Raw genomic sequence first — 26,766 nt, 5'->3', positions numbered from 1 at the left:
GGACAAGCGGGCCATGTGCAAACCCGGGCAACACGTACTAATCACACTGCGTAAGATGATCGCCTCCGGCGAGCTGGCGGCCGGCGAGCGGGTGGCGGAAATCCCCACCGCCGAGCGGCTGGGTGTGTCGCGCATGCCGGTGCGCATGGCATTCCGTACCCTGGAGCAGGAAGGCCTGCTGGTGAAAACCACGGCGCGCGGCTACACCGTGCGCCAGGTCGGCCTCGACGAGATCGCCGGGGCGGTGGAAGTGCGCGGCGTGCTGGAAGGGCTGGCCGCGCGCCAGGCGGCGGAACGCGGCATCGATGCCGAAACCCGCGCGACGCTGCTGGAATGCCTGCAAACCGGCGACCGGCTATTCGAGAAAGGCAGCGTCGACGAGGAAGATCTGGAGGTTTACCACGACCTCAACATGCGCTTCCACAAGGCGATCATCCGGGCCAGCGGTAACCCTGCCATCGCCGAGGCGTTGTCGCGCAACGACCACCTGCCGTTCGCCTCGGTCAGCTCGCTGGTGGTGGACCGCCACGACATGGGACGCGAATTCCGCCGCTTCAACTTCGCCCACATGCAGCACCACGCGGTGGTCGACGCCCTGCTCAACGGCCAGGGCGCCCGCGCCGAGGCGCTGATGCGCGAACACGCCAACGCCACCCTGCGCTACGCCGACCTGTTCGGCCCACCGCTGGCCGGCTCGACCGGCATGCGGGTGATCCATAAGGAAATACCCGAGGGGTGAATCTCGAGGCTACGTGCCGCTCGCACTCGCTTTCGCAGGAGCCCGCTCTGCTGGCGAAACGTTGGCGTGACCCCGTTCGCGAGCAGAGCTGCAAAACGAAAGCGCTCCCCTACTGCCCACGCCGCGATAGCCGGTAGGCCAATTGCGCCCGGGTGAGGCCGAGGCGTCGGGCCGCTTCCGAGACGTTGCCGCGCGCCTCGCTGAGGCGGTAGTCAATCAGCGCATCCTCGATGTCCTGCAGCGACAGCCGATCCAGGTCCTGCTGGCCGAACAGGCCACCCAGCAGATCCGGGGCCTGCACGGCGGCGGGCGGCTCGGTTGCGCTCGCACCGCCCTCCTCGCCCATCGCCGCCAGCGTGCCGCGCGAGCCGATGGAGAACATCGGCTGCGACAGGCGTTCGCCACTGGTGAACAAATGGGCGAGATCGATGGCTCCGCCTTCCGGGGCGCTGATCACCCCGCGCTCCACCAGGTTCTGCAATTCGCGGATGTTGCCGGGGAAGTCGTAGCCCAGCAGCGCGTCCACGGTGCGCGGCGTAAAACCGCTGAGCTGCTTGCCGTGTCGCGCAGTGAAGCGCTGGAGGAAGTGCGCCATCAACAGCGGAATGTCTTCCTTGCGGTCGCGCAGCGGCGGCAGGTGGATGGGAAAGACGTTGAGGCGGAAGAACAGGTCTTCGCGGAAGGTGCCCTGGCGCGTCGCCTCGCGCAGGTCGACGTTGGTTGCCGCCACCACGCGCACATCGACCCGCAGGGTCCGGCTACCGCCGACCCGCTCGATTTCCGACTCCTGCAAGGCGCGCAGCAGCTTGCCCTGGGCCACCAGGCTGAGCGTGCCGATTTCGTCGAGGAACAGCGTGCCGCCATCGGCGCGCTCGAAACGGCCGGCACGCGATTGCGTCGCGCCGGTGAAGGCGCCGCGCTCCACGCCGAACAGCTCGGACTCCATCAGGGTTTCCGGGATCGCCGCACAGTTGATGGCGACGAAGGGCTGGTCGTGGCGCGGGCTGATGCGGTGCAGCATGCGCGCGAACATCTCCTTGCCGACCCCGGACTCGCCGGTGAACAGCACCGTCGCCTGGGTCGGCGCGACGCGCTTGAGCATGTGGCAGGCGGCATTGAAGGACGACGACACGCCGACCAGATCGGTATCCAGCACCGGCGCAGGCGGCGTGGCGGCCACCGGAACGGCAACGCTCGCCTTGTCGCCGGGGCGCGATGCCGCGACCGGCACGGGCGGGCGCTCGCCGCCCACGAAGGTCTCGGCATGCAGGTAGGCCAGCTCTTCGTCCGCATCGGTCCACTCCTCCGCCGGCTTGCCGATCAGCCGGCAGACGTGGGCGCCCATGGACCGGCACTCCACTTCGCGATAGAAGATCAGCCGCCCAACCAGCGCCGAGGTGTAGCCGATGGCATAGCCGGTCTGCATCCAGCAGGCCGGCTCGGTCCCGATGCCGAAGCGCTCGATGTGCTCGTCGTCCTCGCTGGAGTGATGCCAGAGGAATTCGCCGTAATAGGTGCCCATGTTCATGTCGAACTCGAAGTGCACCGGCTCGACCCGCACCGCCCCCTCGATGGTGTGCATGACCGGCCCGGCGGCGAACAGCGCCAGGGTGTCGGCCTCGGGAAAGCGCCGGCGGATCAGCTCGGCGTCGCGTGCGCCGCAGTGATAGCCGGTACGCAGCAGGATGCCCCGCGCCTTGGCCAGGCCCATGGTCTCGATCAGCTCATGCCGCAGCGCGCCCATACCGCTGCTGTGCATCAACAGCATGCGCTGGCCATTGAGCCAGATGCGCCCATCGCCGGGGCTGAACAGCAGGCACTCGGTCAGATCCTGCAGCGTCGGGGTCGCTTGCGGTGCCAACTGCTCGCTTGCGCCGCGAGCGGAATCCTTGCCCGTCTTGCCGGAAAGCTCCGCCAGGGAAATCAGCGTCTTGGCCATGGAAAACCCTTAATTGGTTTTATTATTTTCGCCATCTTGCACCATGAATTTGCTGAAATCATCACTTTTCAGCGGCACTCCCCGGCACCTCTCCAGCCCCTCCAATTCCTTTATTCACGCCTATCCAGCGATCTAGAGCGGTTTAATCGACAGCGATCGTCTATGGCATATGGCTTGCTACAACTAATTAGCAACATTAACTATTTGCCCAATACAACAACAAGAACGGCTCGCCGTCCTCCACGGTGGAGCCCGCAAGGGAAACCTTCATGAACCTGATCGACAGGACCATCGTTGTCACCGGCGTTTCCTCCGGGATCGGCGCCGAAACCGCCCGCCTTCTCCGCTTCCATGGCGCGCATGTCATCGGCGTCGACCGCAACGAACCGAGCCTGACCCTGGACGGCTTCGTGCAGGCCGACCTGAGCCACCCGGAGAGCATCGATGCCGCCGTGCAATGCCTGCCCTCGCGCATCGACGGCCTCTGCAACGTAGCCGGGGTTCCGGGTACGGCGGGCGTCGAACTGGTTGCGTGCGTTAACTACCTGGGCCTGCGTCACCTGACCCAGGCGCTGCTGCCGCGCATGCCGGCCGGCGGTTCCATCGTCAACGTCGCCTCCGTCCTTGGCGCCGAATGGCCCGCTCGCCTGGAACAGCACAAGGCCCTGGCCGCCACCGCCAGCTTCGCCGAAGGCGAGGCCTGGCTGGCCGGGCATCCGGTCGACCAACAGACCTGTTACCAGTACTTCAAGGAAGCGCTGATCGTCTGGACCCTCACCCAGGCTCAGCCATGGTTCCTCGCCACCTCGGTGCGCATGAACTGCGTCGCGCCGGGCCCCGTGTTCACGCCGATCCTCGGCGACTTCGTCACCCTCGTCGGCGAGCAACGCGTCGCCGAGGATTCCCGGCGCATGAAGCGCCCGGCCTACGCCGACGAGATCGCCCCGGTAATCGCCTGGCTGTGCGCCGAGGAGTCGCGCTGGATCAACGGCGTCAACCTTCCCGTGGATGGCGGCCTCGCCTCTACCTATCTCTGATCGTCCCTTTTCGACAGGAGAAACCGGCCTCGAACGACCCTAGAGCGTGCCCATGGGCATGGGTCAACACCCGGCCCGCGTGAAATGAACCCGGATAATAAAAACAAGAGGTAGTCATGAAATCAGCCAGAGGTATTGCCACCTTCAGGGTCGCGGCCATCGCCGCGGCCATCGGTTCGACCCTGCCCTCCCCGGCCGGTGCGATGCAGTTCGACATGGGCGACTCAGCCTGGCGGGTGCGCTGGGACAACACCCTGAAGTACAGCCTGGCCTATCGCCTGCACGATCAGGACAGGCATCTCACCGAAGCCCCCACCGCCGGCGGGCTGTATCCGGATATCCAGAGCCAGGGCGACCGCAACTTCGACAAAGGGCTGGTCTCCAACCGCCTCGACGTGCTTTCCGAATTGGACGTCAGCACCAGCAACTATGGCGCCCGGGTCAGCGCCGCCGCCTGGTACGACGATATCTATAACCAGGACACGGACAGCGACAACCAGCGCGACTTCCTCTCGGAAACCCGTGAGTTGCACGGGCGCGACGCGGAAGTGCTGGACGCCTTCGTCTTCGTCCGCGGCGCCCTCGGCGACGACAGTCAGGGCACCCTGCGCCTCGGCCGGCACAGCCTGATCTACGGCGAGAGCCTGTTCTACGGCGGCAACGGCATCGCCAACGCGCAGGGCCCGATCGACGTGGTGAAACTGATCAGCGTGCCGGGCACCCAGTTCAAGGAAATCCTCCGCCCGGTGAACCAGGTGTCCGGCCAGGTGCAGGTGAATGACCAACTGTCGCTCGGCGCCTACTACCAGTTCGAGTGGGACCGCTCGAACATTCCCGCCGCCGGCAGCTATTTCAGCGACGTGGACGCCATCGGCCACGGCTCGGGTTCGTTGATCGAAGTGTTCGGCAGCGAAACCGTCAACGGCGGCGACATCAGCGCCAAGGATTCCGGCCAGGGCGGCTTCCAGGTCCGCTACAAGCCGGCCGATACCGAGCTGGAGCTGGGCTTCTACGCCGCCCAGTACCACGACAAGACCCCCAGCGGCCTCTACGCCTACGCCAACCCCACCCCGCTGCCGGTGCTGAGCCACTACCGGCAGGTCTACGCGGAAGACATCAAGACCGTCGGTATGAGCTTCTCCACCGCCTACGGCTCGTTCAACATCGCCGGCGAAACCTCGATCCGCTGGAACGCCCCCCTGGTCAGCAGCCTGCAAGTGGTGGCCCCCGGTGCCGCGGCGGACAACGATGGCGACGCCCTCTACGCCAAGGGCAAGACGGCCCACGCCAACCTTTCCGCCATCTATCTGCTGTCGCCGTCCGACCTGTGGGACGGCGGCTCGGTGATCGCCGAGATCGCCTGGAACCGCACCCTCAGTATCACCGATAACCGCGCCGCGCTGGACCCGAACACCACCCGCGATGCCACCGCCTTCCGCATCCTCGCCGAGCCGGCGTACTTCCAGGTGGCGGACGGCCTGGACATCTCCATCCCGGTGGGCATGGGCATCGGCCTGGATGGCCGCTCCTCGGCGGTCAGCAAGTCCGGTTTCGGCGTCTCCCACGGCGGCGACTGGAGTATCGGGCTCAAGGCGACCTACCTGCAGAAATGGGACTTCGGAGTGAACTACGTGAACTTCTTCGGCGATGCCGAACCGGGCCTCGACGAAGCCGGCGTGTTCACCTACGGCCAGACCCTCGCCGACCGCGACTTCATCTCCGCCTACGTCAAGACCACATTCTGAAAAGGTAGTCAGTTGCCATGAAAAACAAACGTTCGCTGTGCCTGTCGGCCCTGGCCATCGCCCTGCTGGGCAGCACCCTCGCCCAGGCTGCGGTCTCCCCCGAGGAAGCCGCGCGCCTGAAGACCGACCTCACCCCGCTCGGCGCCGAGCGCGCCGGCAATGCCGACGGCAGCATCCCCGAGTGGACCGGCGGCTACACCACCAGCCCTGACGGCTACAAGAACGGCGAGAAGCGCGCCGACCCCTTCGCCGCGGACAAGCCGCTGGTGTCCATCACCGCCGCCAACATGGAGCAATACGCCGGCGCCCTGGCCGAAGGCACCAAGGCGCTGCTGAAGAAGTACCCGGACTACCGCCTGGACGTCTACCCGACCCACCGCTCGGCCGCCGCACCGCAGTGGGTCTATGACAACACCCTGCAGAACGCCACCCGCGCCACCCTCGACGAAGCCACGGAAAAAGTCAGTGGCGCCTACGGCGGCATTCCCTTCCCGATCCCGAAAAACGGCGCCGAGATTCTTTGGAACTACCGGCTGTCCTGGCAAGGCGGCGACACCTTCTACGTGCCCTTCGACACCTGGCTGATGACCGCCGGCGGCAAGAAGGTCCAGGCCACCCGTGCGCGCTTCTGGTACCAGCACCCGTATTACTTCAAGGAAGGCAGTCTGGAGACTTTCGGCAGCAAGCACCTGATCGGCAAACTGCTCACCGAACAGCCATCATCCAAGGCTGGCGAGGGCCTGATGACCCACTGGGACATGGACCCGGGCAAGCGCGCCGCCTGGCAGTACCTGGTCGGCCAGCGCCGTGTGCGCCGTGCGCCGAACATCGCCTACGACACGCCTGATTTCGTCACCTCCGGCGTCGGCTTCTTCGACGAAGCCTTCATGCTGTTCGGCCCGACCGACCGCCACGACCTGAAGATCGTCGGCAAGAAGGAAATGATCGTGCCGTACAACAACAACCGCGCGGCGGCGGCGAAGAGCGACGAGCTGGTCCAGCCGAGGTTCCTCAACCCCGACCTGGTGCGCTGGGAGAAGCACCGCGTCTGGGTGGTGGAAGCCACGCTCAAGGCCGGCAAGCGCCATGTGGTACCGCGCCGCACCTACTACGTGGACGAGGACTCCTGGCAAATCCTGCTGGTCGACGGCTACGACGCCCAGGGCAAGCTGGGCCGCCAGGTCTACTCGCTGACCCTGCTGGCGCCGGAAATGCCGGTACTCACGTCGCAAGTGATGTGGGGCGGCTACAACCTCGAGACCGGCGCGTACTTCCTCAACGCCTCGGCCAACGACCTGCCGGTCCAGTACGAGAGCTTCCCGCGTCCATCGGCGGCGTTCTTCACGCCCGATGCGATGGCCAGCGAGAACATGCGCTGATCGTGCGGCGGGCCCGGCGCCGACGGCGGCGCCGGGCCTCCGTGGAGCCCTTTACGCAGTACCCGGAGTGTCCATGATCCGAAGAATTCCTACTCGCCTGCCCTCGCCCTTCCTGATGGCCCTGGTGCTCTGCTCGGCGCTCGGCAGCCTGCCGGCGAACGCCACCGGCATCCCCGCCCTGGAACGGCCGGCCATCCAGACGGCCAAGGCCCGGAACACCGTCCTGCTGGACATCGCGCGCGCTGGCGAGCGCCTGGTGGCCGTCGGCGAGCGCGGCATCGTGCTGCTCTCCGACGACGCCGGCGCCACCTGGCGGCAGGCGCGAGTGCCGGTCAGCGTCAGTCTCACCGCCGTGCAATTCGTCGATGCCGAACGTGGCTGGGCGGTCGGCCACATGGGCGTGGTCCTGCACAGCCGCGACGGCGGCGAGACCTGGAGCAAACAACTGGACGGTGTCCGAGCGGCGCAGCTCGCCCTGGACGATGCGCGTCAGCACGTCCACGCGCCCGACGGCGAGAAACGCGTGAAAGACGCCGAATGGCTGGTGAAGGACGGACCGGACAAGCCGTTCCTCGCGCTCTACTTCAAGAACCGCGACGAAGGCTATGTCGTCGGCGCCTACAACCTGATCTTCCGCACCCGCGACGGCGGCGCCAGTTGGCAGCCGTGGCTGCGCCACCTGGACAACCCGGAAAGCCTAAACCTCTACGCCATCCGCGCCGCGGGCGGCCGGCTCTACATTGCCGGCGAGCGTGGCCTGCTGCTGCGGGCCGAGGCCGATGGCGACCGCTTCGAAGCCCTCGAATCGCCCTACGACGGCAGCTATTTCGGCCTGCTCGGCATGCCGAGCGGCGAGCTGGTGGCCTACGGCCTGCGCGGCCATGCCTACTGGTCCGGCGACCGGGGCGACACCTGGAGCCCGATCGAGACCGGCCTAGAAACCACCTTTTCCAGCGCCACCCCGCTGCACGACGGCGAACTGCTGCTGGCCAGCCAGGCCGGCGAGCTGCTGCTCAGCCAGGACCGGGGCCGGACCTTCCAGCCAGCCGGTGCCGGCGGTGCCTCGGTGGCCGGCATCGTCCAGGCGCCAGACGGCAGCCTGGTCAGCGTCGGTCTCGGCGGCGTGGCCCGCCCTTCCACCGCGCAACGCTGAGCCGCCGCGGATACCTGGCGTAACCGGAGTGAGATGTGAACGACAATAATCGCTACCTTGATGCGCACCGCCGGCTCGACACCTTCGACCCGCGCACCGGCAACCTGATCGAACGCGCCATCTTCAACCATCGCCCGCTGGCCATCCTGTTCTGCCTGCTGGCCACCCTGGTGCTCGGCTACCAGGCCACCGGGATCGGCCTCAACGCCAGCTTCGAGAAGACCATCCCCACCTCGCACCCCTACGTGGCCAACTACCTGGAGAACCGTGCGGAGCTGAGCGGCGTCGGCAACGCCGTGCGGATCGCGGTGGAAGTGCGCGAGGGCAGCATCTTCGATGCCGGCTACCTGGACACCCTGGCCAAACTCAACGACGAGCTGTACCTGCTGCCGGGCGTCGACAAGCCCTACATGAAGTCGCTGTGGACCCCGACCACCCGCTGGACTGCAGTGACCGAGGACGGCCTCGACGGCGGCACGGTGATCCCCGACAGCTACGACGGCTCGCCAGCCAGCCTCGAGGAAATCCGCGCCAACGTGCTGCGCTCCGGGGAGATCGGCCAACTGGTGGCGGCCAACTTCAAGTCCAGCGTGATCTTCCTGCCGCTACTGGAGATCGACCCGGAAACCGGCAAACCGCTGGACTACGGCCGGTTCTCCCAGCGCCTCGAAAACCTCCGCGCCAAATACCAGACCGACAACCTGCGCCTCCACATCACCGGCTTCACCAAGCTGATCGGCGACCTGATCGATGGCATGGCCCAGGTCGCGCTGTTCTTCGTCGCCGCGGTGCTGGTCACGGTCGCCGTGCTGTTCGGTTATACCCGCTGCGTGCGCAGCACTTTCGTCGTGGTGCTCTGCTCGTTGATCGGCGTGCTCTGGCAGATCGGCCTGCTCGCCGCCATGGGCTACGAACTCGACCCCTACTCGATCTTGGTACCCTTCCTGGTCTTCGCCATCGGCATGAGCCACGGCTCGCAGAAGATGAACGGCATCATGCAGGACATCGGCCGCGGCACCGACAAACTGGTCGCCGCGCGGCTGACCTTCCGCCGCCTGTTCATCGCCGGCCTCACCGCGCTGATCAGCGATGCCGTCGGCTTCGCCGTACTGATGGTCATCGAAATCAAGGTCATCCAGGACTTGGCGATCACCGCCAGCATCGGCGTCGCCGTGCTGATCCTGACCAACCTGGTGCTGTTGCCGGTACTGCTCAGCTATCTCGGCGTCAGCCCGAAGGCCGCGCAGCGCAGCCTGCAGGCGGAACAGGCCGATGCCCAGGGCCGCAGCCGGCACCCGCTGTGGCGCTTCCTCGACCGCTTCACCACCCGCCGCTGGGCGCTGCTCGCCCTTGGTGCCGGCCTGCTGCTGGCGCTGGTCGGCAAGGGTATCGGGCTGCATCTGAAGATCGGCGACCTCGACCCCGGCGCACCGGAGCTGCGCGCCGACTCGCGCTACAACCGCGACGTGCAGTTCATGAACGACAACTACGCCGCCAGCTCGGACATCTTCGTGATCATGGTGAAGACCCCCGAGGACCAGTGCACCCGCTATGCCACCCTGTCGGCGGTAGACGAGCTGGCCTGGCGACTCGAGCAGTTGCCGGGCGTCGAATCCACCAACTCCATGGCCACCTTGAGCAAGATCGCCGGAATCGGCTACAACGAGGGCAACTTCAAGTGGTACGAGCTGATCCCCAATGACGGCGCCCTCGGTGCGGTGCAAACCCGCGCGCCACGCGAACTGTTCAACCAGGGCTGCTCGATGCTCTCGCTGTACGTCTACCTCGCCGACCACAAGGCCGAAACCCTGAGCCGGGTGGTGGACACCACCGAGGCGTTCATCGCCCGGCAGCAGATTCCCGAGGTGAAGTTCATGCTCGCCGCCGGCAGCGCCGGGATCGAGGCAGCCACCAACATCGTCGTCGAGAAAGCCATGCAGGAGATGCTCTACTGGGTCTACGGCGCGGTCATCGTGCTGTGCTGGATCACCTTCCGCTCCTGGCGCGCCGTACTCGCCTCGATCCTGCCGCTGATGCTCACCTCGGTGCTCGCCGAAGCGCTGATGGTCTGGCTGGGCATGGGCGTGAAGGTGGCGACGCTGCCGGTGATCGCCCTCGGCGTAGGCATCGGCATCGACTACTCGCTCTACGTCATGAGCGTGGTACTGGCCCGCATGCGCGCCGGCGACAACCTGTCCATGGCCTACTACCGCGCCTTGCTGTTCACCGGCAAGGTGGTCCTGCTGACCGGCGTCACCCTGGCCATCGCCGTGGCCACCTGGATCGTCTCGCCGATCAAGTTCCAGGCCGACATGGGCCTGCTGCTGGCGTTCATGTTCCTCGTCAACATGCTCGGCGCGCTGATCCTGCTGCCGGCCCTCGCCTACTTCCTGCTGCCGCAGAAGCTGTTCGCCGTGAAACCGGCCGGCCTGAGCCTGCCAGCGAACTGAGAATTTCCCGGAGGCCGGTAGAAGGTGACCGGCGCTCCGGGCTTTTCGCGATTCCCCGTCACGACGCCCGATAAGGAGCATCCATGCGTTCCCTGGCAGCCCTCTTGCTGTGCCTCTGCCTCCCCGCCCACGCCACCGATGCGGAACTCCAGCGCTACCACGCGCTACGCAGCAACGGCTACCTGCTGGCGGCCAATGCGCTGATCCATTTCAACCCCGAGAACCGCACCGACGACCCGCGCAACCTGCGCGCCTGCCACGAAGCCTTGGAGCGCTTGCAGGCACTGGCTGCCGGCGGCCCGGAAAGCATTCGCCCAGCCCTGGCACGGATGCAGGCGACACTGGCCGTTCTGCAGCGCCTGCCACGCGAGGAGTCGCCGCGCTACCCGGCGCTACTGATCGACCTGCTGGACAGCCAGCGCCAGCTCGACGCCAACGCACTGGCGGCCTACACCGCGGCCGCCGCCAACCTGCCGGCAACGGTCCGCTTGCTGCACCGGCAGAGCCTCGCCCTCGGCGAGCTGCTGCTACACGCCCAGGCACGCAACGCCCGGACCCTGGGCGATCATTCGGTGAATTGGAGCGCCGAGACCTTCGTCGCCAAGGATGCGCGGATCGAAGCGGATTTCGCCGCGCTACCCAGCGCACTGCCGGACAGTGCCGAGCAGTTGAACAAGCACTGGCGCACCTACCGCTTCACCCGCCCGCGCCTGCTGGCCAGCGAACCCGGCCGGACGCTCGGCGGTGAGGAACGCTACCTGTCGAAAATCATGCGCGAACTGGATCGGCTGGCGGTAAGCGGTAAGCGGTAAGCGGTAAGCGGTAAGCGCCGTACGATGCTGCGTTTGATGAGGGAAGTGAACACTCCGCGAGCCCGCTCTCGTAGGAGCGAATTCATTCGCCCGCGCACTCCGCGGGCGGATAAATCCGCCCCTACAAACGAGCCACATTCGTAGGAGCATCCACATCGATTTTCACGCTGGCAAAGCCGCTTTTCCTTCCTGCTCGGCCATGCCATAGAACGCGCCGCGCAACGAATCTTCGATCAATTGCCAGGCGGCCTCCGCCGGGGCCTCGGGTCCGAGGTGGGTGAACATGTGATCGCAGCCGGCGAACATCCGCTCGACCACCGGCACACCATCCTCGCGTAGGCGCCGGGCGTAGACCTCGGCTTCCGCACGCAGCACGTCGTACTCGGCGACGATCACCGTCGCTGGCGGCATGCCAGCCAGCTCACCGGGAGCGGCCAGCGCCGGCGAGGCCAATGGATCGTGGGCCTGGGACCGATCCGACAGATAGCAACGGTTGAAGAAACGCATCAGGCGCGGGCCGAGCAAAGGCTTCGCCAGGGCCGAACGCTTTTCGGCCGGATCCAGGGCCAGGTTCATCGCGGGATAGTCGATCACCTGGTGCAGCACCCGCAGAGCACTGTGTCCCCTCGCCTGCCGGGCCACGGCGGCAGCCAGGTTGCCACCGGCGCTGTGCCCACCCACCGCCATACGCCAGGGGTCGATGCCCAATTGTCCGGCCTCCTGGGCCAGCCACTCCAGCACGGCGAAACACTGTCGAGGCGCGGCCGGGAACGGGTGTTCCGGCGCCAGTGCATAGTCGAGGTTCACCACCAAGCAGCCGAGGTTGTGCGCGAGGCGCCGGCAGTAGGGATCGTCATGCTCAGGCACGCCGGCGACGAAACCGCCGCCGTGCAGATTCAGGAACACCGGCAGACGCGCTCCGCCAGAGAGCTTCGGGTAGTAGAGCAACGCGCGGGCCGCACCCAACGGGGTCGGGATGAAGATCTCGGCAACCTCGTGAAGCGGATACCGCGCGGCATCGTAGACGACGACCGGTTTCATGCGCCGGGCGAAGGCGCGCAGCAGCTTGGCCGGCAGATGGGTCAGGTTCATGGCAGGCTCCGGCGTCAGGGGGTCAACAGATGGTCAAGCAGACCGTGGATCATCTCGCCATAGGGCGCACGCATCGGCAGGTTGGCCTCCCCGCCGGGGCTCTGTACCAGCACCGCCTTGGCGTGGCTGAAGGTACGGAAGCCGTCGATGCCGTGATAGGCGCCCATGCCCGAATGCCCTACGCCACCGAACGGCAGGTCCTCGGCGAGGACATGGGTCATCGCATCGTTCACCACCAGCGCGCCGGAGGTGGTCCGCTCCAGTACCCGCTGCCGCTCGGCGGCATCCTCGCCGAAGTAATAGGCCGCCAACGGACGCGGCCGGGCGTTCACGTAGTCGATCGCTTCGCCGAAGTCGCGGTAGGTCTTGAGCGGCAACAGTGGGCCGAAGATTTCCTCCTGCAGCACCTGCATGTCATCGCGGACGTCCAGCAGCAGCGTCGGCGCGATCTTGCGCCGCATACGGTCGCCCAGGTCCTCGCCGGCCGGGTTCAGTTCCAGCACGGCCGCGCCCTTGCCCCGCGCATCGGCCAGGTAGCCGTGCAGGCGGTCGAAATTGCGCGGATTGACGATCGAGGTGTAGTCCGGGTTGTCCCCCAGGCGCGGATACGCCTGGGCAACGAAGCGCCGCGCCTCCTCGACGAATGCCGAAAGCCGTTCCTCGGGCAGCAGCACATAGTCGGGCGCGAGGCAGATCTGTCCGGCGTTGAAGGTCTTCACCGTCAGCACCCGCTCCACCACCGTGCGCAGGTCGGCGCTGCGCGACACCAGCACCGGCGACTTGCCACCCAGCTCCAGGGTCACCGGCACCAGGTTGTCCGCCGCCACGCGCATGATGTGCCGCGCCACCGAGGTGCTGCCGGTGAAGATCAGGTGATCGAACGGCTGGGCGCTGAAAGTCGCCCCGACCTGGGCATCGCCGAGCACCGTCACCAGCTCGGTCTCGGCGAAATGACGGGCCACCAGTTCGGCGATCAGCGCCGAGGTGCGCGGGGTCAGCTCGGAGGGTTTGAGCATGGCACGGTTGCCGGCGGCGAAGATGCTCGCCAGCGGGCCGAAGGCGAGCACAATGGGAAAGTTCCAGGGGCTGACCACCCCCACCACGCCCAGCGGTTGGTATTCGACGCGCGCCTCGGTTCCCGGAAACGGCGCCGGCCGGGTATCCGCCCGCATCCAGTCGCGCAGGTGTGCCTTGCAGTGCTTGAGCGAGGCGACCGAGCCGCCGATGTCGGAGAGCAGCGTCTGTTCGTGGCTGCGGTTGCCGAAGTCGGCGGAAATCGCCTCGGCGATGGCCTGGCGGTTGTCCAGCAGCAAGGCGATGGCACGGTCGAGGCGGTCGATGCGCTGTTCCGCGCTGCTCGGCCCCTCCGTCAGGTGCGCCTCTTTCAAGCGTTGCAAGGCGGCCTGTATCTGCGCCGCCGAGACCGGTGCGCCGTCTTTCCCGATAATGCTCATGGCAGGGGTTCCTGGTTATGTTCTTGTTCTGGACCGGCCGTTGCCGGCGCTCGTCGCACCGGCCTGCCAAGCAGTATGCCCGGAGCCGTGGCCGATAAAAATAGTTAAACACGTTAAATTGTTTTATCGCAGCCGATGCGCCGGTAATCGAACACTTCCGTCAACTACCTGACAGGTTCCATCCCGATTGCTGGGCTATTCGCCGCACTGGCCAAGCGCCCCCGGATAGTGCGAAACTGATTCACCGATTTAATTACATGACGCAGTCCGGGCTTCGGCCCGGCTCCTCCATCGAGCGCCGAGACAGACAAACCGCCATGGCCCGCAAAAACGCCCAGACTCTCGAAGACACGCTTCCCGACGCACCGGCCGCCGAGCCGGTCGGCACCATCCTCGACGAACTGATCGGCTATGCCCTGCGGCGCGCGCAATTGAAGGTCGCCCAGGGGCTGATCGACGAACTGAGCAGCTTCGACCTGCGCCCCGCGCAGTTCTCCGCGCTGGTCGTCATCGAAGCCAGCCCCGGCCTGATGCAGACCGACCTGGCGCGCATCCTCGCCATCGAACCGCCCCAGGTGGTGACCCTGCTGAACAAGCTGGAAAAAATGGGCCTCGCGGTGCGCGTTCGCTGCAAGCCGGACAAACGCTCCTATGGCATCTTCCTGAGCAAGGCCGGGGAAACCCAGCTCAAGCAACTGAAGGCCATCGTCAAGCAGAGCGACCTCACCGCCACCGCCGCCCTCAGCGACGAAGAACGAGCCCAGTTGCTGGGCCTGCTGCAGAAGATTCGCCAGGGCTGAGCAGACACAGGAGCCTGGGAGAACTCATTCACCCGACGATGCCCCACGCGCGGATAAATCCGCCCCTACAAAGCTTGTCGCACCAGCCCCGCTTCTGTAGGCACCAGCTCTGCTGGCGAAACTTTTTACGTGCCCCTTCGCGAGCAGAGCTCGCTCCTACAGGTGTAGGGGCGAATTCATTCGCCCGCTTTCGCTTCACGCCCGCACGATATCCGGATCGTCCCCCCGGTAAAGCGCCTCCAGCTTCGCCGCGCGATGCAGCAGCACGGCACGCTGGTTGATCGACCCTTTGTCGGTGATCTCACCCTTGTCCACCGACGGCGGCTCGGCCAGCAGACACAGCCAGGCGATGCGGCTGGCGCTGCCGGTGGCCTGGGCGTTCAGTTGCGCCAGCAGGGCCTGCTGCCAGGCCCGCACGGCCGGGGCGGCCAGCACCCGTTCCACCGGGGCGCTCTCCCCGAGACCCGCCAGTTGGCGGCAGGCCGGCAGGTGCGGAAACAGCATCAGCCCCAGGCAATCGCGGTCCGGTCCGGCCACCACCACGTCCTGGACGTACGGCGCGCCGGCCATGATCACCCGCGTGCGCAGGGGGCCGACGCTGACGAACACCCCCGAGGACATCTTGAAGTCCTCGGCGAGGCGGCCATCGAACATCAGCCCGACCTGCGGGTTGGCCGGATCGGCCAGTTTCAGCGCATCGCCGGAACAGTAATAGCCCTCCTCGTCGAACACCTCGCGGGTCTGCTCCGGCGCGCGCCAATAGCCGGGCATTACGTGCGGGCCGCGGAAGCGCCCTTCCAGCTTGTCGCCCACCGGCACCAGCTTGACCTCGCACCCCGGCGCCGGCAGGCCGATATACCCGGCCACCGACAGCGGCCCGGTGGTGAAGGTGCAGGACGGTGCGGTCTCGGTCATGCCCAGCCCGGCCATCATGCGGATGCGCTCGCCGCAGGCCTGCTCGGCGACCCGGTCGAGGCGGTCCCAGATGCTTTGCGACAACCCGGCGGCCGCGAAGAAGAACAGCTTGATGCGGGCGAAGAAGCACTCGCGCAACTGGCTGTCCTGCTCCAGCGCGTTGACCAGCTCCTCCCAGCCCTTGGGCACCGTCAGGTAGGCGGTGGGCGAAATCTCGCGCAGGGTGCGCAGGGTCTCGGCGATGCCTTGCGGGGTCGGCTTGCCGTCGTCGATGTACAGCGTGCCGCCGTTGTAGAGCACGATGCCGACGTTATGGCTGCCACCGAAGGTGTGGTTCCACGGCAGCCAGTCCACCAGTACCGGCGGTTCCTCGCCGAACACCGGAAAGGTCTGCAGCAGCATCTGCTGGTTGGCGCAGAGCATGCGCTGGGTGGTGACCACAGCCTTCGGCAGCTTGGTCGAGCCGGAGGTGAAGAGGAACTTGGCGATGCTGTCCGGCCCGCTGGCGGCGAAGGCGGCATCCGCCTCGGCGCCGCCCGGCCGCGCCAGTAGCTCGTCGAAGCCGATGGCCTCGCGATCGAGCAAGGTGCCCCGCACCGTCACCACCGGCACATCGAGCGGAATCACCCGCTGGATCGCCCGGGCGAAGGTATCGCCATCGGCGGCGAAGACCAGGCCGGGCGTCAGGACGTCGACGACATGCCGCAGCTTGCCGAGATCCTCGGACATCAGCGAATAGGCCGGCGAGACCGGGCAATAGGGAATCCCGGCGTACAGCGCACCGAACGCCAATTGCAGATGCTCCAGGTCATTGCCGGAGAGGATCGCCAGCGGCCGCTCCGCCGACAGTTCCAGCCTCAGCAGGCGCTGGGCGATGGCCCGGGTCCGCCGCAGCATCTCGGCATAGCTGATGCGCTGCCACTGGCCATCGGCGCCGCGCCGGGCGACGAAGGTCTGCTCGGGACGCCGCTGCGCCCAGTGCACCAGCCGATCCAGCAGGCGCGCGGGCAGTTCGGCCAAAGGCTCCAGCGAGCGCATACGCAGCGCACCGCCCTCTTCGATCACCTCCACCGGCCCCCGGCCGATGGACACCTGTCGATAGCGCGGCGTGGCCGGATCGAGCACCGGCCCGGCCCCGGGGCAGGCAGCAGATTCGCTTTTCACGTGTCATCCCTCCAGCCGCGAACGCGGGGTCGTCCCGGCGCCGCGGCAGGCAAACAGTCTTGTTGGCTCCCGGGTTGCGGGAGCTTGTCGTTGTCGTTCGCCAAAACTAGATCGGGTAGTGCCGCGGCGTGGTCTGCAGCGTGATCCAGCGTAATTGGGTGAAATGCTCGATCGATGCCTTGGCACCGAAGCTGCCATAGCCACTGGCCTTGACCCCGCCGAACGGCATCTGCCCCTCGTCGTGTACGGTCGGGCCGTTGATATGGCAGATACCCGAGTCGATGCGCTGGGCCAGGCCCATGGCACGAACGACGTCGCGGCTGAACACCGCGGCGGACAACCCATACTCCGAGTCGTTGGCGACCCGCAGCGCTTCCTCGTCGCCGTTCACGCGCATCACCGAGACCAGCGGGCCGAAAGACTCCTCGGCATACAGGCGCATCGCCGGGGTGACGCCATCGATCACGGCAGGTTGCATGATGCTGCCCTCCACCTCCCCGCCCACCACCAGGCGGGCGCCCTTGGCAACGGCGTCGTCGATCAGCCCGAGCATGCGCTGGGCGGCACCGGCATCGATCAGGGAGCCAAGCACCGACGACGCCTCCAGCGGACGCCCGGCGCGCAGACCGGCCGCCTTGCGCGCCAGCTTGTCGACGAAGGCATCGGCGACCCGCTCGTCGACGATCAGCCGCTCGGTGGACATGCAGATCTGCCCCTGGTTGAAGAAAGCGCCGAAGGCGGCCGCCTCGACGGCCGCGTCCAGGTCGGCGTCGTCCAGCACCAGCAACGGCGCCTTGCCGCCCAGCTCGAGCACGGCCGGCTTGAAATGCCGCGCGGACAGCTCGCCGATGATCCGCCCGACACGGGTCGAACCGGTGAAATTGACGCGCCGGACCTGCGGATGGGCGATCAGCCGCTCGACAATGGCCGGCGCATCTTCCGGCGCATTGCTGATCACGTTGACCACGCCATCGCCAAGGCCGGATTCCTGCAGCACGCTGCCAAGCAGGTGATGCACGGCCGGGCACAGCTCGGAGGACTTCAGCACCACGGTGTTACCGCAGGCCAGCGGCATCGCCACGGCGCGGGCGGCGAGGATTACCGGGGCGTTCCACGGCGCGATGCCGAGCACCACGCCGCAGGGCTGGCGCACGGCCATGGCCATCGAGCCCGGCAGGTCGGAGGGAATCAGGTCGCCGGTGATCTGGGTGGTCATGCTCGCCGCTTCGCGCAGGATGCCGGCGGCGAGCATCACATTGAAGCCGTACCAGCCCGGCATGCCGCCGGTCTCGGCAGTGCCCAGGGCGATGAACGCCTCGGTTTTCTGTTCCAGCAGGTCAGCGGCCTTCAGCAGGCGTCGCCGACGCTCGTTCGGCCCCAGGGCAGACCAGGCGGGAAACGCAGCCTGGGCAGCCGTCACGGCGGCATCGGCATCTTCCAGGCTGGCCGCGGCAGCGCGGGAGGCCACCGCACCGTTGACCGGATCACGACGTTCGAAGGCGCGACCGGTGCTCGACGACACCGCGCGCCCGCCAATCAGCAAAGGCACTTCTTGCATGGGACAACCCTCGTTCTTGTACTTGTCGCAGGGTTGCGAGGCGCTATCCGGTGCCGCCTCGCTCATCGATGCCTATACGCCTGCACCCTAGCGGCGGTACGCCTGCAGGCCCGGCTTGATGCTCTTGTCGTCGAGGAACTGCTTCATCCCCTTCTCACGGCCACGCTCGGGGTCGCGCAGAGTCGACTGGTCCAGCTTGGCGTACAGGTAGTCTTCGTTCTGTTCCCAGGTCAACTCGCGGCAACGTTTGAAGCCGATCTTCGCGGCACGCATCACCACCGGATTCTTCTCCAGCAGGTTCTGCGCCAGCTCGACGGTGGCCTCGCGCAGTTGCGCCAGCGGCACGCTCTCGTTGACCAGGCCCATCTCGGCGGCCTTGCGCCCGTCGAAGGTCTTGCCGGTCATGATGTAGTAAAGCGCCTGGCGGTGGCCCACGGTATCGGCCATGGCCTTGCTGACCAGATTGCCCGGCGGGATGCCCCAGTTGATCTCGGAAAGCCCGAAGGTCGCCTCGTCGGCGCAGATCGCCAGGTCGCACGCCACCAGCGGGCTGAAGCCGCCGCCGAAGCACCAGCCGTTGACCATGGCGATGGTCGGCTTGGCGTACATGCGCAGGCGCTTCCACTGCCATTCGGAAGCTTCGCGACGGATCTTCTCCTGGAGGACTTCCGGGCCGGCGTCGGTCTCGCGGAAGTACTCCTTCAAGTCCATGCCAGCGGTCCAGGATTCGCCGGCACCGGTCAGTACCAGCACGCCGGCTTCCGGGTCCTGCTCCACTGCGTCCAACACTTCGCACATTTCCCGGTTCAGCGTCGGGCTCATGGCGTTGCGTTTTTCCGGGCGATTCAACGTCACCCAGGCGATCCCGTCCTCGACCTTCACAGCGACGGTTGTCCAGCGTCCTTCGTAGCTCATCTCGATACCCCAGTGCGTGGTTGTTCGGTCAGTGAGACGAAACTTACGCCCACCAATATAGTTATGTCAATTAACTATTTTTACAAGAGACGTCATCAAGCTACCGTCAACAGGCAAAGCTATAATCAGCACGAGAAAAAAGATTCACCTGAGAAACCATTCGGATGCTTGGGTACGGCGGGCGAATGGATTCGCCCCTACGAAGCACGTAACCCGAATAAGCCTTGGCGCAATCCGGGACGCCAGTGACAGCAGAGCCACCGGCTATCAGGCACTGCCACCCTGGCGGAAAGCCTTCGGCGAAACACCGGTCAGGCGCTTGAAGAAGCGGGTGAAATACGCAGGTTCGGAGAAGCCCAGGCTATCCGATATCTGGTTGACGCTCATGGCGGTGTAGACCAGGTTGCGCTTGGCCTCCAGCAGCAGGCGCTGGTGCACCAGGCTCAAGGCGGTTTGCCCGGCGAGCCGGCGGCACAGGCCGTTCAGGTGGGCGGTGCTGATGCCCAGGCGGCGGGCGTATTCGTCCAACCCCAGGTGGTCGCGGTAGTGCTGCTCGAGCAGGCGGGAAAACGCCGTGAGGTAGTCACGCCCCCGCTCCGGGCGCTCCTCGGCGTGGCGCACCAAAGCCTGCCGGCCAAGCCAGACCGCAAGCACGCCGACCAGCGACTGCAACAACAGGTCGCGAGCCGGCGCATGGGTGGCATATTCCCGGTCGATCGCCTTGAACAGGGTGTCGAGGTAGCGCCGCTCCGTGCCCACCGGATACAGCCCCGCCTGCCCCAGCACCGCGTGCTGCGCTCCCAGTTGCGCCTGCAGATGCGCCACCAGCGGCGGCGCCAGGCTAAGCACGTAGCCATCCACCTGCTCGCCGAACTGGAAGCCATGGATGCACATCGGCGGCGTCACCTGGATCGCCGGCTGCGCCACGCGGGTCTGCACGCCCTCCAGGTCGATCAATGCCTCGCCCCGGCGCAGGTAGAGCAGTTGGGTCAGGTCGGCATGGCGATGCGGCTTGATTTCCCAGCCGTGCAGGCGGCTGCGCTCGGGAATCGACTCGCAATGCAGCAGGTCCGGCGTCGGCCAGCCGAGGTTTTCGCCGTAGAGCTTAAAGACTGGCACCGCAGGGGACGGAGTGTTCATCGACGCGACCCCAAAGGAAGAAGACTGGCCGATCTTCGCACAGAGTTTCCAAAAGTCCAGAAACCCTATCGGAAATCACCTTCTTTGGACCAACCCACCACTCAAAAATGCAGCCATCTCAAACAAGAACCGAGAGGGCATACAAGAATGAGAACCCGGGTCGCCATTATCGGGGCCGGTCCGTCCGGCCTGCTGCTCGGCCAGTTGCTGCACAAGGCCGGCATCGACAACGTCATCCTCGAACGCCAGAGCCCCGACTACGTGCTCGGCCGCATTCGCGCCGGGGTGCTGGAACAGGGCATGGTCGACCTGCTGCGCGAGGCCGGCGTCAGCGAGCGCATGGACCGCGAGGGCCTGGTGCACACCGGCTTCGAACTGGTCTTCGACGACCGCCGCGAACACATCGACCTGCAAGGCCTCACCGGCGGCAAGACGGTGATGATCTACGGCCAGACCGAAGTCACCCGCGACCTGATGGCCGCCCGCGCCGCCAGCGGCGCCCTGAACATCTACGAAGCCGCCAACGTGCGCCTGCACGACGCGGACAGCGACCGCCCCTATGTCACCTTCGAGAAACAGGGCGAGAGCCAGCGCCTGGACTGCGACTACATCGCCGGTTGCGACGGCTTCCATGGCGTGTCGCGGCAATCCATTCCCGCCGAGCGGCTGAAGGTCTTCGAACGGGTCTATCCGTTCGGCTGGCTCGGCGTGCTGGCCGACACGCCCCCGGTGAGCGACGAACTCATCTACGCCAACCACCCGCGCGGCTTCGCCCTGTGCAGCATGCGTTCGCCGACCCGCACCCGCTACTACGTGCAGGTGCCAGCAGACGAGAAGGTCGAGGAGTGGCCAGACGAGCGCTTCTGGGCCGAACTCAAGGCCCGCCTGCCCGCCGACATCGCGGTGAAACTGGTCACCGGCCCGTCCATCGAAAAGAGCATCGCGCCGCTGCGCAGTTTCGTGGTCGAACCCATGCAGCACGGCCGGCTGTTCCTCGTCGGCGATGCCGCGCACATCGTCCCGCCCACCGGCGCCAAGGGCCTGAATCTGGCCGCCAGCGACGTCGCCACGCTGTACCGCATCCTGCTCAAGGTCTACCGCGAAGGCCGCACCGAGTTGCTGGCGAAGTACTCGGAACTGTGCCTGAAGCGCGTCTGGAAGGCCGAGCGCTTCTCTTGGTGGATGACTTCGGTGCTGCACCGCTTCCCCGACACCGACACCTTCACCCAGCGCATGCAGCAGGCCGAACTGGAGTACTACGTCAGCACCGAAGCCGGTCGCACCACCATCGCCGAGAACTACGTCGGCCTGCCCTACGAGCCCGTCGAGTGACGGGAACAGGCCGACGGGGCAAGCTTAGAACAGCGTCAACGTATAGCTGAAGATCAGACGGTTCTCGTCGATGTCGCTGCGGTAGTTGGCGCGGGCCGCCACGTTGCGCAGGCGTACGCTGACGTTCTTCAGCGGGCCGCTCTGCACCGTGTAGGCGACGTCCAGGTCGCGCTCCTTCGCCTCGCCTTCGAAGCCCAGGCCGGTGTCCACGTTGTCGCTGCGGATGTAGCGCAGCGTGGCGGTCAGGCCGGGCACGCCCAGGGCGGCGAAGTCGTAGTCGTAGCGGACCTGCCAGGAGCGTTCGTCCTTTTCGGCGAACTCGTAGGTCGGCACCTCGTTGCCCAGCGGTGTGACGTTGGCGAACACCCGAGGGAAAGCGCTGTCGCCGAACATCGCCTGGTAGCCGACGTAGACGGTATGTCCGCCGTGCCTGGCGGACAGCAGGGAGAAAAACGCCCGGTTGTCGATCTCGCCGAGCAGGTGGCTGCCCTCCTCGCCGGAATCGTAGTAGCCGAGGTTGGCGCCAAGTACCCAGGCGCCCAGCGGGTGGCTGTGCTTGAGGCCGAGGAAGCGCTGATCGTAGATGTCTTCCAGCCGCGCATACCAGGCGCTGACGGTGGTGCGATTGGCGTTGAAGGCATAGTCGCCGCCGGCGTAGTCGAAGGCGTCACTAAAGGCGGCCTGGGGCGTGCGGCCGAGCATGGCGCGCATGCGCTCGTCGCCGGCCTCGTTGCGCAGGCTGGTGGAAGTCAGGTGGCCGCCTTGCAGGGTCAGGCCATCGATCTCGCCGGACACCACACTGACGCCCTGGTAGGTCGGCGGCAGCAGGCGGATGTCGCTGAAGGTCAGCACCGGCAGGTTGGGTTGCAGCTCGCCCATCCTCAGTTCGGTCTTCGACAGGCGCAGCTTCAGCGCGGCGCCCAGGCGGCTGTACTCATCGGCGGCGCGGCCGTCGCCATGCACCGGCAGGAGACCGGTGTTGACCCGGTCCGGACTGCTGTCCAGCTTGAAGCCCAACTGGCCGATGACATCCACCCCGACGCCGACCACTCCCGGCGTGTAGCCGGACTTGAGATTGAGGATGAAACCCTGGGCCCACTCTTCCGCCTTCGATTGCCGGCTGGGCCCGACGAGGTCCGAGAAATCGCGGCTGAAGTAGTAGTTGCGCGCCACCAGTGTGGCGCTGGCATCCTCGATGAAGCCGCCCTCCCCGGCCAGCGCCGAAGGCAGGATGAGGGCGGCGCCAAAGGCGATGGCAAGGCGGGAATACTGCGGTGTTTGCATGGTGTCGTGTCTCTTTTGTTGTTGTTTTCGGTGCACGCGGCCGCACCGCCGGCCCGGGCCGGCAGCGAGGCCAGGTCTTTCAGCTTTTTCAGCGGGCGGGTTGCTCCTCCGCGTCCGCGACGCGCTCGGGTAGCCGAGCGCTCGACAGCAGGTGCGCGACGATGCCGAACAGCAGCCCCCAGAACGCGGCGGACAGGCCCAGGAAGGACATGCCCGAGGCGGTTACCAGAAAGGTGATCAGCGCCGCCTCGCGATCCTGCGGAACCGCCATCGCCCCGCTCAACGCCGTGGCGATGGCCGTCAGCAGCGCCAGCCCGGCCAGCGCGGCGATCAACGCCTGCGGGAAAGCGCTGAACAGCGACACCAAGGTCGCGCCGAACAGCCCGAGCAGCAGGTAGAACACGCCGCCCGCGACCCCGGCGACATAACGCCGGGCCGGGTCTTCATGGGATTCGCGCCCGGTGCAGATAGCCGCGGTGATGGCGGCGAGATTCAGCCCGTGACAGCCGAACGGCGCCAGCAGCAACGAGCCCACGGCACTGGCGCTGATCAGCGGGCTGGCCGGCGTGGCATAACCGTCGTTGCGCAGCACGGCGATACCCGGCACGAACTGCCCGGTGAGCGCCACCATCACCAGCGGGAAGGCAATGTTGAACACCACCTGCCAGTCGAATGCCGGGCTGATCCACACCGGCGTGGCCAGGGCGATCACCAGTGCCTCGCTGCGCAGCTCGCCAGCCGCCACGGCAATGGCCACGCCCATCACCAGTACGGCGAGCACCGCATAGCGCGGCAGCAGCCGTTTGAACACCAGGTAGGTGACGATCATCGCCAGCACCAGCCAGGGCTGCTCCTTCAGCGACACGAACAGGCCGGTGCCGAAGCGGAACAGGATGCCGGCCAGCATCGCCGCCGAGATCGCCGCCGGCAGCCGGCGGATGATCCGGTCGAACGCCCCGGACAGGCCCACCAGCAAGACGACCAGACTGGCCACCAGATAGGCCCCCACCACCTCGCCGAGCCCGACACCCGGCAGCATCGCCACCAGCAGCGCCGAGCCGGGCGCCGACCAGGCGATGACGATCGGCACCTTGTAGCGCAGGCTGAGGACGATGCCGAGCACGCCGCTGCCGATGGAAATGGCCCAGACCCAGGATGACAGCACGTCCTGGGGCATGTCCGCGGCCTTGGCGGCCTGGAAGATGATCACCAGCGGCCCGGCATAGGAAATCACCGTTGCGATGAAGCCGGCAACCAGCGCGGACAGGGAGCAATCTCGAATCAGGGTTCGCATCGGTACCTCGCCGCAAGGCAGTCGTGGGACCCGTGGCATGGCCGGGTCGCTCGTTGTCGTTCGGGCCCAGGGCATCCGTGGTCGAATGAATTCGGCCCTCCCCGGCTCCCCTCGCAGGGGTGTTGGCAGCGGCTCAGGCGCCTTGCAGGGCACGTGGGCGTTGGCTGCGTTTTTCCGCTTCAGGGGCCACGGCTTTCTGCAACTGGAAGTCGAATTCCAGCTCGGCGAAGCGTCCACCCTCCACGCCCCGGTCGCGGGCCGCGGCGGTGTCTTCGATGAAGCGGATGTCGCCCACCAGCCCTTCGCGGGTGGCGTAGGCGAAGTCGTCCCACAGGTATCGGTCGCCGGCCAGGTTGATCTGGGTGGTCAGGTGCCGATGCCCCGGCGCGGAAATGAAGAAATGGATGTGCGCCGGACGCTGCCCGTGGCGGCCGAGCAGGTTCAGGCACTCCTGGGTCGGGCCGTCCGGGGAGCAGCCGTAGCCGGACGGCACGATGCTGCGCGCGCGGTAGCGACCCTCGGCGTCGGTGACGATGCGTCGGCGCAGGTTGTAGTCGGACTGGCTCTTATCGAAGTAGGAGTAATTGCCCAGGGTGTTGGCGTGCCACAGATCCACCACCGCACCGGCCACAGGCTTGCCCTCGGCATCCCGCACCACGCCCTGGAGGAACATCACGGTGGCGCGGTCCAGCTCGCTGCCGTCGTCCATCCGCGCCTCGCCCTGGCAGACCGGTGCGCCGGCAACATACAGCGGGCCTTCGATGGTGCGCGGCGTGCCGCCGGTGAGACCGGCGCGGGCATCCTTGGCGTCCTGCAGCAGGTCGAGGAAGTGCTCCAGGCCCAGGCCGGGCACCAGCAGCCCGGCCTCGCCACGGCCGCCCAGGCGGTTGAGGTAATCCACCGCCTTCCAGAACTCGTCTTCGGTCACTTCCAGGTCCTCGACGATCTTCGCCAGGTCGTTGACGAGGCGGAACATCAACTGCTTCAGGCGCGGGCTGCCCTGGTCGTTGTTGAAGCCACAGGCTTCCCTGAACAGGCCCTGCACGTCGTCGGTATGGCTCACTTTCACGGTCATGTCGGATTACCTCGGTATTGTCATTGTCAGGCGGATCAGCGGTCGTCGGCATGGATCGACGACGGATGGCGGCAGAGCCCGTCGATCTCGATGTCCATGTAGGGGAACAGCGGCAGTTGCATCAGGGTGTCGTGCAGCGCCTCGAGGCTCGGCACGTCGAACACGCTGTAGTTGGCGTAATGCCCGGCGATGCGCCACAGGTGGCGCCAACTGCCCTCGCGCATCAGGCGCTGGGCCAGTTCTTTCTCGTCGGCCTTGATCTGTGCGGCGCGGGCCGGGTCCATATCCGGCGGCAGCTTCACGGTCATCTTCACGTGGAACAGCATGGAAATTTCCTCCGGTTCAGGAACGGGCGAAGCGCGCCAGGCGCTCTTCGTCCAGGGTCAGGCCGAGGCCGGGCGTGCGCGGTACATAAAGGTGGAAGTCGCGATAGAGCGGCGGCTCGGTGACGATGTCCTCGGTCAGCAGCAAGGGCCCGAACAGCTCGGTGTGCCAGGTCAGCCGGCTCAGGGTGACGAAGGCATGGGCCGAGGCCAGGGTACCGATGGAGCCCTCGAGCATGGTCCCGCCGTAGAGGGCGATGCCCGCCGCCTCGGCGATCTGAGCGGTACGCAGCACGGCGCGCGGGCCACCGTTCTTGGCGATCTTCAGGGCGAATACGCTGGCGGCGCCGTCGGCCGCCAGGCTGAAGGCATCCTCGACGCTCTCGATGGACTCGTCGGCCATGATCGGTGCCGGGCTGCGCTGGTTCAGGCGCACCTGGCCGGCGCGGTTGATGCGCGCGATGGGCTGTTCGATCAGGTCGATGCCGTTGTCGCCCAGCACCCGGCAGGCACGGATCGCCTGGGATTCGTCCCAGCCCTGGTTGACGTCCACCCGCACGCTGGCGCGCTCGCCGAGGGCGCGCTTGATGGCGACGACGTGGGCGAGGTCGCGCTCCACCGGGTTGGCACCAATCTTCAGCTTGAATATCCGGTGGCGGCGCAGGTCGAGCATCCGCTCGGCTTCCTCGATGTCGCGGGCGGTGTCGCCGGAAGCCAGCGTCCAGGCCACCTCCAGGCCATCGCGCACGCGGCCGCCGAGCAGTTCGCTGACCGGCAGGCCCAGGCGCTTGCCCTGGGCATCGAGCAAGGCGCTTTCGATGCCGGATTTGGCGAAGGTGTTGCCCTTGGCCGCCTTGTCCAGGCGCTGCATCGCCGCGTTGACGTTTGTCGCATCCTGGCCGACCAGCAGCGGCGCGAGGTGGCTGTCGATGTTCTGCTTGATGCTCTCCGGACTCTCGTTGCCGTAGGCCAGGCCACCGATGGTGGTGGACTCGCCCAGGCCCTCGATGCCATCGGAACAGCGCAGGCGGATCACCACCAGGGTCTGCTTCTGCATCGTGTGCATCGCCAGCTTGTGCGGGCGAATGGTCGGCAGGTCGACGATGACCGCCGCGAGGCTTTCGATCAGGACGTGGCTCATTTCAGGTTTCCAGTGGCTGATGGGC

General features: G+C 66.6%; 21 protein-coding genes. 9 read left to right on the top strand and 12 right to left on the bottom strand.

Annotated features, from left to right (window positions below; all coding sequences use genetic code 11):
* Nucleotides 1-13 precede the first annotated feature (13 nt).
* A complete protein-coding gene (locus BZL41_RS21900) occupies nucleotides 14-739 on the top strand; it encodes a GntR family transcriptional regulator (protein ID WP_095601234.1) in 726 nt (241 codons plus the stop codon).
* A 109-nt stretch (nucleotides 740-848) separates the two neighbouring features.
* Here the strand turns inward: BZL41_RS21900 and BZL41_RS21895 are convergent, their stop codons facing one another.
* Entirely contained in the window at nucleotides 849-2,678 is a 1,830-nt protein-coding gene (locus tag BZL41_RS21895; protein WP_095601233.1) for a sigma-54-dependent Fis family transcriptional regulator, read from the bottom strand.
* 269 nt (nucleotides 2,679-2,947) lie between these two features.
* Here BZL41_RS21895 and BZL41_RS21890 point away from each other — a divergent pair, with 269 nt between their 5' ends.
* The 6 genes from BZL41_RS21890 (at nucleotide 2,948) to BZL41_RS21865 (ending at nucleotide 11,254) form a co-directional block, all read left to right on the top strand.
* Nucleotides 2,948-3,715, top strand: a complete 768-nt coding sequence (locus BZL41_RS21890) for a coniferyl-alcohol dehydrogenase (protein WP_095601232.1) — start codon at nucleotides 2,948-2,950, stop codon at nucleotides 3,713-3,715.
* A gap of 116 nt (nucleotides 3,716-3,831) precedes the next feature.
* Nucleotides 3,832-5,460, top strand: coding sequence for a DUF1302 domain-containing protein (locus BZL41_RS21885; RefSeq protein WP_095601231.1), 1,629 nt, complete (start codon nucleotides 3,832-3,834; stop codon nucleotides 5,458-5,460).
* A 17-nt stretch (nucleotides 5,461-5,477) separates the two neighbouring features.
* Nucleotides 5,478-6,839, top strand: coding sequence for a DUF1329 domain-containing protein (locus BZL41_RS21880; RefSeq protein ID WP_095601230.1), 1,362 nt, complete (start codon nucleotides 5,478-5,480; stop codon nucleotides 6,837-6,839).
* A 115-nt stretch (nucleotides 6,840-6,954) separates the two neighbouring features.
* Nucleotides 6,955-7,992 carry a YCF48-related protein gene (locus BZL41_RS21875; protein WP_371916560.1) on the top strand — a complete coding sequence of 346 codons (1,038 nt, stop codon included), beginning with the start codon at nucleotides 6,955-6,957 and terminating at the stop codon, nucleotides 7,990-7,992.
* Between the two features lie 104 nt (nucleotides 7,993-8,096).
* The gene (locus BZL41_RS21870; protein ID WP_371916559.1) at nucleotides 8,097-10,442 is read left to right on the top strand and encodes an RND family transporter; all 2,346 of its coding nucleotides are present in this window, start codon (nucleotides 8,097-8,099) and stop codon (nucleotides 10,440-10,442) included.
* Between the two features lie 83 nt (nucleotides 10,443-10,525).
* Entirely contained in the window at nucleotides 10,526-11,254 is a 729-nt protein-coding gene (locus BZL41_RS21865) for a hypothetical protein (protein ID WP_095601228.1), read from the top strand.
* Between the two features lie 162 nt (nucleotides 11,255-11,416).
* Here BZL41_RS21865 and BZL41_RS21860 read toward each other — a convergent pair whose 3' ends face one another.
* Nucleotides 11,417-12,346, bottom strand: a complete 930-nt coding sequence (locus tag BZL41_RS21860; RefSeq protein ID WP_095601227.1) for an alpha/beta hydrolase — start codon at nucleotides 12,344-12,346, stop codon at nucleotides 11,417-11,419.
* 14 nt (nucleotides 12,347-12,360) lie between these two features.
* Nucleotides 12,361-13,800, bottom strand: coding sequence for a coniferyl aldehyde dehydrogenase (locus BZL41_RS21855; RefSeq protein WP_095601226.1), 1,440 nt, complete (start codon nucleotides 13,798-13,800; stop codon nucleotides 12,361-12,363).
* A gap of 317 nt (nucleotides 13,801-14,117) precedes the next feature.
* On the opposite strand from BZL41_RS21855, the gene BZL41_RS21850 reads away from it, so the two are divergent.
* Nucleotides 14,118-14,600: a MarR family winged helix-turn-helix transcriptional regulator gene (locus BZL41_RS21850; RefSeq protein ID WP_095601225.1), complete on the top strand. Its 483-nt coding sequence runs from the start codon at nucleotides 14,118-14,120 to the stop codon at nucleotides 14,598-14,600.
* Between the two features lie 195 nt (nucleotides 14,601-14,795).
* Here BZL41_RS21850 and BZL41_RS21845 read toward each other — a convergent pair whose 3' ends face one another.
* From BZL41_RS21845 to BZL41_RS21830, 4 genes are all read right to left on the bottom strand, one after another.
* On the bottom strand, nucleotides 14,796-16,679 hold the full coding sequence (locus BZL41_RS21845) for a feruloyl-CoA synthase (RefSeq protein WP_256578221.1): 1,884 nt from the start codon (nucleotides 16,677-16,679) through the stop codon (nucleotides 14,796-14,798).
* Between the two features lie 106 nt (nucleotides 16,680-16,785).
* Nucleotides 16,786-18,237 carry an aldehyde dehydrogenase gene (locus tag BZL41_RS21840; protein ID WP_095601224.1) on the bottom strand — a complete coding sequence of 484 codons (1,452 nt, stop codon included), beginning with the start codon at nucleotides 18,235-18,237 and terminating at the stop codon, nucleotides 16,786-16,788.
* Nucleotides 18,238-18,324: 87 nt separating this feature from the next.
* Nucleotides 18,325-19,152 (bottom strand): p-hydroxycinnamoyl CoA hydratase/lyase, encoded by an 828-nt coding sequence (locus tag BZL41_RS21835; protein WP_095601223.1) that lies wholly within the window; start codon nucleotides 19,150-19,152, stop codon nucleotides 18,325-18,327.
* A 267-nt stretch (nucleotides 19,153-19,419) separates the two neighbouring features.
* Nucleotides 19,420-20,292: a helix-turn-helix domain-containing protein gene (locus BZL41_RS21830; protein WP_095601222.1), complete on the bottom strand. Its 873-nt coding sequence runs from the start codon at nucleotides 20,290-20,292 to the stop codon at nucleotides 19,420-19,422.
* A 147-nt stretch (nucleotides 20,293-20,439) separates the two neighbouring features.
* On the opposite strand from BZL41_RS21830, the gene pobA reads away from it, so the two are divergent.
* The gene (gene pobA / locus BZL41_RS21825) at nucleotides 20,440-21,624 is read left to right on the top strand and encodes a 4-hydroxybenzoate 3-monooxygenase (RefSeq protein ID WP_095601221.1); all 1,185 of its coding nucleotides are present in this window, start codon (nucleotides 20,440-20,442) and stop codon (nucleotides 21,622-21,624) included.
* Nucleotides 21,625-21,648: 24 nt separating this feature from the next.
* Here the strand turns inward: pobA and BZL41_RS21820 are convergent, their stop codons facing one another.
* The 5 genes from BZL41_RS21820 to BZL41_RS21800 form a co-directional block, all read right to left on the bottom strand.
* Entirely contained in the window at nucleotides 21,649-22,908 is a 1,260-nt protein-coding gene (locus tag BZL41_RS21820; protein WP_095601220.1) for an OprD family porin, read from the bottom strand.
* Between the two features lie 88 nt (nucleotides 22,909-22,996).
* Nucleotides 22,997-24,202 carry a benzoate/H(+) symporter BenE family transporter gene (locus tag BZL41_RS21815; RefSeq protein WP_095601219.1) on the bottom strand — a complete coding sequence of 402 codons (1,206 nt, stop codon included), beginning with the start codon at nucleotides 24,200-24,202 and terminating at the stop codon, nucleotides 22,997-22,999.
* 133 nt (nucleotides 24,203-24,335) lie between these two features.
* A complete protein-coding gene (gene catA / locus BZL41_RS21810; RefSeq protein ID WP_095601218.1) occupies nucleotides 24,336-25,277 on the bottom strand; it encodes a catechol 1,2-dioxygenase in 942 nt (313 codons plus the stop codon).
* A gap of 35 nt (nucleotides 25,278-25,312) precedes the next feature.
* Entirely contained in the window at nucleotides 25,313-25,603 is a 291-nt protein-coding gene (catC, locus tag BZL41_RS21805) for a muconolactone Delta-isomerase (protein WP_095601217.1), read from the bottom strand.
* Nucleotides 25,604-25,619: 16 nt separating this feature from the next.
* Nucleotides 25,620-26,741 carry a muconate cycloisomerase family protein gene (locus BZL41_RS21800; protein WP_095601216.1) on the bottom strand — a complete coding sequence of 374 codons (1,122 nt, stop codon included), beginning with the start codon at nucleotides 26,739-26,741 and terminating at the stop codon, nucleotides 25,620-25,622.
* Between the last annotated feature and the right edge of the window lie 25 nt (nucleotides 26,742-26,766).

This window comes from Pseudomonas sp. PIC25, from assembly GCF_002286785.1.
GTDB lineage: Bacteria > Pseudomonadota > Gammaproteobacteria > Pseudomonadales > Pseudomonadaceae > Pseudomonas_M.
The sequence above is the reverse complement of the archived record's forward strand: the minus strand, read 5'-3'. Positions and strand labels throughout refer to the sequence as shown.